Source organism: Lysobacter enzymogenes (genome assembly GCF_017168095.1).
Classification (GTDB): Bacteria; Pseudomonadota; Gammaproteobacteria; order Xanthomonadales; family Xanthomonadaceae; genus Lysobacter; species Lysobacter enzymogenes_D.
Genome location: NZ_LXSD01000583.1, coordinates 1 through 7,236, shown reverse-complemented (window position 1 = coordinate 7,236; position 7,236 = coordinate 1). Strand labels below are relative to the sequence as shown.

Annotated in this window: 6 protein-coding genes; 4 read left to right on the top strand and 2 right to left on the bottom strand. The window is 71.9% G+C overall.

Going from position 1 to position 7,236, the window contains the following annotated elements; all coding sequences use genetic code 11:
* Window positions 1–773 (top strand): class I SAM-dependent methyltransferase (locus A7A76_RS22755; RefSeq protein ID WP_206413454.1); only part of this gene is annotated, 773 nt, incomplete at its 5' end.
* A gap of 65 nt (window positions 774–838) precedes the next feature.
* Here the strand turns inward: A7A76_RS22755 and A7A76_RS22750 are convergent.
* Both A7A76_RS22750 and A7A76_RS22745 read right to left on the bottom strand, forming a co-directional pair.
* Window positions 839–1,525: a hypothetical protein gene (locus tag A7A76_RS22750; RefSeq protein WP_206413453.1), complete on the bottom strand. Its 687-nt coding sequence runs from the start codon at window positions 1,523–1,525 to the stop codon at window positions 839–841.
* Between the two features lie 402 nt (window positions 1,526–1,927).
* Window positions 1,928–2,770 (bottom strand): N-acyl homoserine lactonase family protein, encoded by an 843-nt coding sequence (locus A7A76_RS22745; protein WP_206413452.1) that lies wholly within the window; start codon window positions 2,768–2,770, stop codon window positions 1,928–1,930.
* 291 nt (window positions 2,771–3,061) lie between these two features.
* Here A7A76_RS22745 and A7A76_RS22740 point away from each other — a divergent pair, with 291 nt between their 5' ends.
* The 3 genes from A7A76_RS22740 to A7A76_RS22730 all read left to right on the top strand — a co-directional run.
* Entirely contained in the window at window positions 3,062–3,514 is a 453-nt protein-coding gene (locus tag A7A76_RS22740) for a hypothetical protein (protein ID WP_206413451.1), read from the top strand.
* A 469-nt stretch (window positions 3,515–3,983) separates the two neighbouring features.
* The gene (locus A7A76_RS22735; protein ID WP_206413450.1) at window positions 3,984–5,135 is read left to right on the top strand and encodes a carbohydrate-binding protein; all 1,152 of its coding nucleotides are present in this window, start codon (window positions 3,984–3,986) and stop codon (window positions 5,133–5,135) included.
* Window positions 5,136–5,385: 250 nt separating this feature from the next.
* On the top strand, window positions 5,386–7,236 hold a 1,851-nt coding region (locus tag A7A76_RS22730), incomplete at its 3' end, for a tetratricopeptide repeat protein (RefSeq protein ID WP_206413449.1).

Sequence of the window (7,236 nt, the reverse complement as noted above, 5' to 3'; positions counted from 1 at the left end):
GCGCCTGCCTGCGCGGTTGCGGCGCGGCCGGGCGGCGCCTGCTGTTCGCGCTCGATCACGCGCCCGGGCGCTGGCTGCTGGCCGCGCTGGAGGCCGCCTACCTGCCCGGGATCGGCGCGCATTACGCCTGGCGCAAGCGGCATATCCGCCGCTGGGCCTTGCAGGCCTGCGCCGACGGCGCGCGCCAGGCGGTGCTGCTCGGCGCCGGCTTCGACGGCCTGGCGCTGGCGTTGCTGGCGCAGTCGCCGCAGTTGCGCGCGTTCGAGCTCGAGCGCGAGCGCGCGGTGACGATCAAGCGCGCGGCGTTGCGCGAGATCGGCGCGGAGCATCCGCGCCTGAGCCTGATCGCCGCCGATCTGGCGCACACGCCGGCGGCGATGGCGCTGCGCGCCGCGCCGGGATTCGATCCCGCCGCAACGACCGTGATCGTCGCCGAGGGCGTGCTGATGTATCTGAGCCCCGACGACCTGCAGCGGTTGCTGCGCGGCCTCGCCGCGACTCTGGACGACGCGCGGTTGATCGCCACGGCGATGGCGCTGCGCGCCGATGCGACGCCGGGCTTCGCCCGCCAGCGGCCGTGGGTGCGGCGCTGGCTGCGCCGCGCCGGCGAGCCGTTCCGCTGGGGCGCGAGCCGGGCATCGCTGGCGGCGTTGTTGCAGGCGGCCGGCGTGCGGCTGGAGCGCGTGGCCGATCCGCAGGCGGCGGACGATCCGGATCCCTCGCCCGGCGAATGGGTGTTCGCCGGTTCGCTGTTGCGCGCGGTGGCGCCGTAGCCGTCGCGCCGGCGCAAAAAAGGGAGGCGCCCGCTCGCGCCTCCCTCCCGTCGCGCCGCGTGCGGTCAGTTCTTGTTGAACGCCGCGCTCACCGACTGGATCGCCGCGTTGATGAAGCCGCACAGCTTGATGCCGCCGCAGGCCTTCACGCCGTTGACGTAGCCGGTCGCATCGGCGATGACCACCTGCAGCCACGGGAACGCGCGGCCGCTGGCGTTCGGCTCCAGCGGATAGTCCTTGCTCCACAGCTCCAGCGAGTGGCGCGCGGTGCTGATCGCACCGAGCACGGCCAGATCGTTTTCCTTGCGGCCCAGGTCCTTGACCGCCTGCGCTTCCAGTTGCTTCAGGCCTTCGTCGGCCTCGTCGGCGCTGCGCGCTTCGGCGAGGATCCGGTCCACGTCCTCGAAGTAGGAGAACTGTTCTTCGCCGAAGGAGGCGCGGTGCCCGTGCAGGTTCTCGGCCATCGACAGGCGCGGGTCGGACTGGGTCTTTTTGGCCAGTTCGTCGTAGGTGCGCACGAACTCTTCCGGCTTGCCGTCGGTCGGCGCGCCGCAGCGGTAGGCCAGCAACTGCGCGTACGAGCCGCCGGCGTCGCGGTTGGCGGCGATGCAGCCGGCGTAGGCGTTGTGGGCGACGCCGACGCCGTGCATCGGGTTGTCGCTGTACGGTTCGGACGACACCAGGCCTTGGCCGAAGCCCGGCAGCGAGACCAGGCAAAGACCGAGAGCGAGCAAGGCGATACGGTGGTTCATGGCAGGTCCTTTTGGATGAAGTGCGAGGGAGCCGTCCGTGACGGCGGAGGCGGTGGCTGCGCCGTCGGCCGCAAGCGGCGTCACGCGGCGCCGGACCGACGCTAGGCACGCCGCCGGCCGCGCTCCAGGCCGAAGCCGGGTCGGCGGCGGGAACAAGCCGGGCGTCGCGGCCCGGCGCGCCTGCAATCGCACGAGCCGCGGCGGCGCGGGGTTCTGCCAATCCGATCAAAGGCTTGCAGCGGATTTATTCCCGGCTCGCGCCGGACCGCCGCGCTGCGCCGCGCGGCCGCGCGGGCGATGTCGCGGGTTGTGAGCGGCATCGCAGGAATGCGGCGGGAGTTCGGCGGCGATGCGGCCGCTGGCGGCCTTTCAGCGCACGGCGCGTCGCCGTGCGCGCGCGGCTCAGTCGAGGTACGCCGGCGCCTTGGGCAGCGCGTCGATGTCGCGGCGGTCGTGCTGGATCACCAGCCGGCCGCCGGTGTTTTCGAGGATCCGCCGCACCCGGTCGATCGCGCCCAGGGTTTCGCCGCGCGAGTAGTTGAACGCCGGCATGCGGCCGTGCTCGAAGTTCTCGCGGCTGTGGAACAGGTCGCCGGACAGGATCACCGTGCCGGCTTTGGCCAGCCGCAGCATCAGCACCTGATGGCCGGCCGTGTGGCCGTTGGCGCGCAGGATCCGCACGCTGCCGTCGCCGAACACGTCGCGGTCGAGGTCGATCAGTTCGACCTTGGCGCGGGCGCGCGCGGCCAGGTTGTCTACGGTCACCCGGGTCGGGGCGGGCTGGCCGTCCAGCGCCTCTACCTCGCGCCGGCTCAGCAGCCAGGTCGCGCCCGGGAACGCGCCGGCATTGCCGGTGTGGTCCCAATGGAAGTGCGAGAACGCGAGGTAGTCGACCTCGTCCGCGCGCAGGCCGACCGCGGCGAGCTGCGACTGCAGGGTATGGGCGACGAAGGCGCGCAGGCCGGAGCGGGTCTCCACGCCGCCGGGCAGGGCCGCGATGCGGTCGCCGAGGCCGGCGTCCCACAGCAGGTCGCCCTTGGGATGGCGGATCAGGAAGCATGGCGCCGACAGCTCGCCCGGAAGGCCGTCGTACTCGCCGGTGTCGGCGAACGCGCCGAGGTCGTCGAAGACGAGCCGCCCGCAGTCGAAGACGTACAGGCGCAGCGCATCCACCGGCGCTTCGGCGCGGGCGGGCAGGGCGATGAGGGCGGCGAGGATCAGCAGGGCGGTGCGCAGCGCGGACATGGCGCGTTCTCGGGCGAAGGGAGCGCCATGCTCGGCGCTGCACGGCGCTCGCGGAAGCGGCCCGAACGACAACGATCGATGGAATCGGGCCATGTCGATGCAGGGCCGCGCGCGGCCGCGGCGCTTGCGCCGCTGCGACGCGCGAGGCGTTCGCCGGTGTGCCGACGATTCAGCCTGGGTGAGGATTTTTCGCGCCGCGCTAACGCCGGCCCCGCCAGCTTGTACGGGCATTGTCCGGCACGCCTTCAGCGGCGCCTCTTCGTCTCAGACGGTCCATCAAGGAGAACCACCATGAACATGCGCATCGCAGGCATCGCGGCCCTGGCGTTCGCGCTGGCCGGCGCCAACGCCGTCCAGCCGGCCAGCGCCGCCGGCGCGGAAACCAAGTGTCATATGACCTTCGACACCTCCGGCTGGGCCGTCATCTACAAGCACATCAACGGCAAGGGCCGGATCACCTGCGACAACGGCCAGAGCGCCAACGTCGCCATCCACATCCGCGGCGCCGGCCTGACCGCGGGCAAGTACAGCATCGAGAACGGCAAGGGCGAATTCACCAAGCTCAAGAGCGTCAGCGAGGTCTACGGCACCTACGTCACCGCCGGCGCCAACGCGGGCGTGGTCAAGAGCGGCGAAGCGCTGGCGATGACCAAGGGCCAGGTGTCGCTGGCGGTCAGCGGCACCGGCCGCGGCTTCAACCTCGGCGTGGACGTGAGCGGGTTCGAGATCGTGAAGGCCAAATAAGGCCGCGTATTCAAGCCGCTTTCGGAAAGGGCGCCTGCGGGCGCCCTTTTCGTTGTGAGCGGCGTGCGCCGCCGCGAGCGGCGCTCGCGGAATACTGTATCCATCGCATCGCCTCGCAAGCGTTCTCGATCACGTCCGTGAGCGCCGCCGCTGCGTCGCAGCATCGCCGCGGACGCCGGCGCGTATTGCCGGGCAGCAATCGCGCCGGCGCAGCCCGATCGCCCTCACGCGCCGAGCGTGCGCGCGTCACGCATCCGCGCAAAAGCCGGCGAAGTGTCGTGCGGTTCCGCGCGCGGCGGCGCCGGCTCGCCTAGGATCGGGCTCCTCCAGCGCGCCCGGGACAGCGTCGCTGGAGAAGGCGGGATCCGCCATCGCGAAATCCTTCCGATCTGTTCGCGCGCCGCGACGCGGCGCGCGGCGGCGTCGTGTCCCGCCTGCGTGCGGCGTTCATCCCCACGAGGAGAAGAGCATGAAACAGCTGATGCGTATCGCGGCGTTCCTCGCCGTGTCCCTGTTCGCCGGCGGCGCGTATGCGCAGAACTGGCAGTTGGTGTGGAGCGACGAGTTCAACGGTTCGATCGGCCCGAGTTGGGTGTTCGAAACCGGCAACGGCTCCGGCGGCTGGGGCAACAACGAACTGCAGTACTACCGGCGCGAGAACGCCACCATCGAGAACAACGCCCTGGTCATCAACGCCCGCCGCGAAGATTTCGGCGGCTTCCGCTACACCTCGGCGCGGATGAAGACCCAGGGCGTGCGCACCTTCCGCTACGGCAAGATCGAGGCGCGGATGAAGCTGCCCTCGTTCATGGGCGCGTGGCCGGCGTTCTGGATGCTCGGCGCGAACCTGCCGCAGGTCGGCTGGCCCGATTCGGGCGAGATCGACATCATGGAGCACGTCAACAACGAGGACCGCACCTACGGCACCATCCACTGGCGCGACCACAACGGCAACTACGCCCAGTACGGCGGCAACACCGCGCTGAACGTGGCCGACTGGCACGTCTATGCGGTGGAGTGGGACGCCAACGCGATCCGCTGGTACGTCGACGGCAACAAGTTCCACGAAGCCAGCATCCAGAACAGCGTCAACGGCACCGAAGAGTTTCACCGCGACTTCTTCGTGCTGCTGAACTTCGCCATCGGCGGCAACTGGCCGGGCTTCAACGTCGACGAAAGCAAGCTGCCGGCGAAGATGCACGTGGACTATGTGCGCGTGTACAGCGCCGGCGGCAGCAACCCGGGCCCGAGCACGACGATCGAAGCGGAGAACTTCAGCGCGCAGAACGGCGTGCAGGTCGAAGCCTGTTCGGAGGGCGGCTACAACGTCGGTTGGATCGAGACCGGCGACTGGATGGCCTACAACAGCATCAACTTCCCCACCAGCGGCAGCTACCGCATCGAGTACCGCGTGGCCAGCCCGGGCGGCGGCTCGCTGTCGGCCGACCTCAACGCCGGCGGCACGGTGCTGGGCCAGGTCAACGTGCCCGCCACCGGCGGCTGGCAGAACTGGACCACGGTGTCGCACACCGTCAACGTCAATGCCGGCACTTACAATTTCGGCGTGTTCGCCCAGGCCGGCGGCTGGAACATCAACTGGATCCGCATCACCAAGATCTGAGCGCGACCCGCGCAACGCACGCCGCGCGCCGCGGCGTGCGTTGCGTTCCCGCAACAACCGGCGCCGCTGCGGCGCAGCCGCGCCCGCGGCGCATTTGCAGGACCGTCGTTTTGTGCCGCAGTCCGCACATCGCGGTTCCCGGTTCGACGGCTTGAGGGCTAAGCTCAAGCCACTCCCCGCCCTATCGGACAGCCAGGACTCCGCCGCCGCGGCCGCTTCCGCCGCGCGCAGCGGGGCCGCAGTGCGATTCATGACGAACAAGGACGTGTCGATGCCGCCGCCGTGGCGCGGCGCAGGCTTGAGCGAGGTCCGCGCCGCGACGGCGCGGCTTGCGCCGCCGCGTCCGGTGTCGCGTCCGCGCGCGGTGGCGCTGCCCGCGATGGTGCTGTGGGCGCTGCTGTCGTTCGCCACGTCGTTCGCCGCGCCCGCGCGCGCCGCCGATTGCGCCGCGCCGGGCCGCGCGCTGCCGGATCCGGCCCAGTGCCAGTCGCGCCTGCTCGCCGATGCGCCCGCGTCCGCAATCGATCGCCGCGCCGGCGTGGAGGCGTTGTTCGAACTGGCCAAGCGCCGCGCCGACGCCGGCGGCTTCGACCAGGCCGAGCGCGCGCTCGACTGCGCCGATGCGTTGGCCCGGCGCGCCGCCGATCCGGCCCTGCGCTACGAAGCGGTGCGCCGGCGCGGCATCCTGGACTTCCGCCGCGAGCGCATCGCCCAGGCGCTGGACCGCTTCGAATGCGCGGCGACGCTGGCGCAGCGCGCCGGCGACCGCGCCGGCACCGCGCGCGACCTCAGCAACGTCGGCGCCGCGCAGCGCCGGCTCGGCGATTTCCGCGGCGCGCTGCGCAGCCTCACCGCCAGCCTGGCGATCCAGCGCGAGCGCGGCGAGGTGTCCGGCGCGGTGCTCAACAATCTCGCCGACGTCTATCGCGAACTGTCCGACGAAACCCAGGCGATGCGGTTCTACCGCGAGGCGCTGGCGCTCTACCGCAAGCGCGGCGAGGCGGTGGAAACCGCGCACGTGCTGGAGACGATGGCGGAGGTCGCGCTCGATCAGGGCGATGCGCGCCAGGCCTCGGCATGGTTGCAGGAAGCGCTGGCCGAATACCGCCGCGCCGGCAACCGCGTGTATGAGCTGCGTGCGCACGACGGCCTGACCCGCGCCGCGCTGGCGTCCGGCGACGTCGCCCAGGCGCAGCGCTGGAGCGCGGCGGCGCTGGCCCTGGCCGACGCCTGGAAGTTGCCGCTGCCGGCGGCGCTGCAGTTGCAACTGGCGCGCACCGCGCGCCTGGCCGGGCACCCCGCGCAGGCCGCTACGCGCCTGCGCGAAGCGCTGGCCGAAGCGGCGGACACCGACCCGATGCGGGTGGCGCTGCTGGAAGAACTGGCCGCCGCGCAGGAAAGCGGCGGCGACGCCGTCGCCGCCAACGCCACCTTGCGCGACGCCCACGCCAAGGCGCTGGCGCTGGCGCGCGCGCAACACGATCGCCAGCTCGACTGGCTGCGCGCGCGCTTCGACGCGGCCGAGCAGCAACGCACCATCGCCGCACTGGAAACCGACAACGACCTGCAGCGCGCGCGTTTCCGGCAGCGCACCCTGCTGTTGTGGCTGCTCGCGGCGCTGGCCGCGGCCGCGGGCCTGGGCGTATGGCTGGCGCTCAAGCAGCGCCGCCATCGCGAGCGTTTGCGCGAACAGGCGCAGCGGGTGCGGCACGAACAGGAACTCGAACGTTACCGGCGCGAGGCCGACGCGCTGGCCGAAGACCGCAGCCTGCTGCAGGCGCTGCTCGACAGCCGCGACGAGCCGCTGTGCCTGCTCGACGCCGATGGCCAGGTGCTGGCGGTCAACCGCGCCGGCCGGGTGTGGCTGGACGCGGCCGACGGCGCGGTGAGCGCGGGCCAGCCGATCGCCGCGGCGCTGGACGAGGCCGGCTGGGCGACGCTGTCTTCGGCGCTGGAGCACATGGAAGACAGCGTCGGCCACAGCCTGCGCATCGCCTCGCGCCGCGGCGCCGTTTTGCCGGCGCGGCTGACGCCGTGGGCCGGCGGCAACGGCCTGGTGCTGCTGGCGCCGCGCGAGGAGGGCAACGACGGCGACAGCGAG

Excerpts from the sequence above, each read along its gene's own strand:
- A7A76_RS22745 (WP_206413452.1), bottom strand. The coding sequence starts at position 2,770 with ATGTCCGCGCTGCGCACCGCCCTGCTGATCCTCGCCGCCCTCATCGCC.
- A7A76_RS22735 (WP_206413450.1), top strand. The coding sequence starts at position 3,984 with ATGAAACAGCTGATGCGTATCGCGGCGTTCCTCGCCGTGTCCCTGTTC.
- A7A76_RS22740 (WP_206413451.1), top strand. The coding sequence starts at position 3,062 with ATGAACATGCGCATCGCAGGCATCGCGGCCCTGGCGTTCGCGCTGGCC.
- A7A76_RS22750 (WP_206413453.1), bottom strand. The coding sequence starts at position 1,525 with ATGAACCACCGTATCGCCTTGCTCGCTCTCGGTCTTTGCCTGGTCTCG.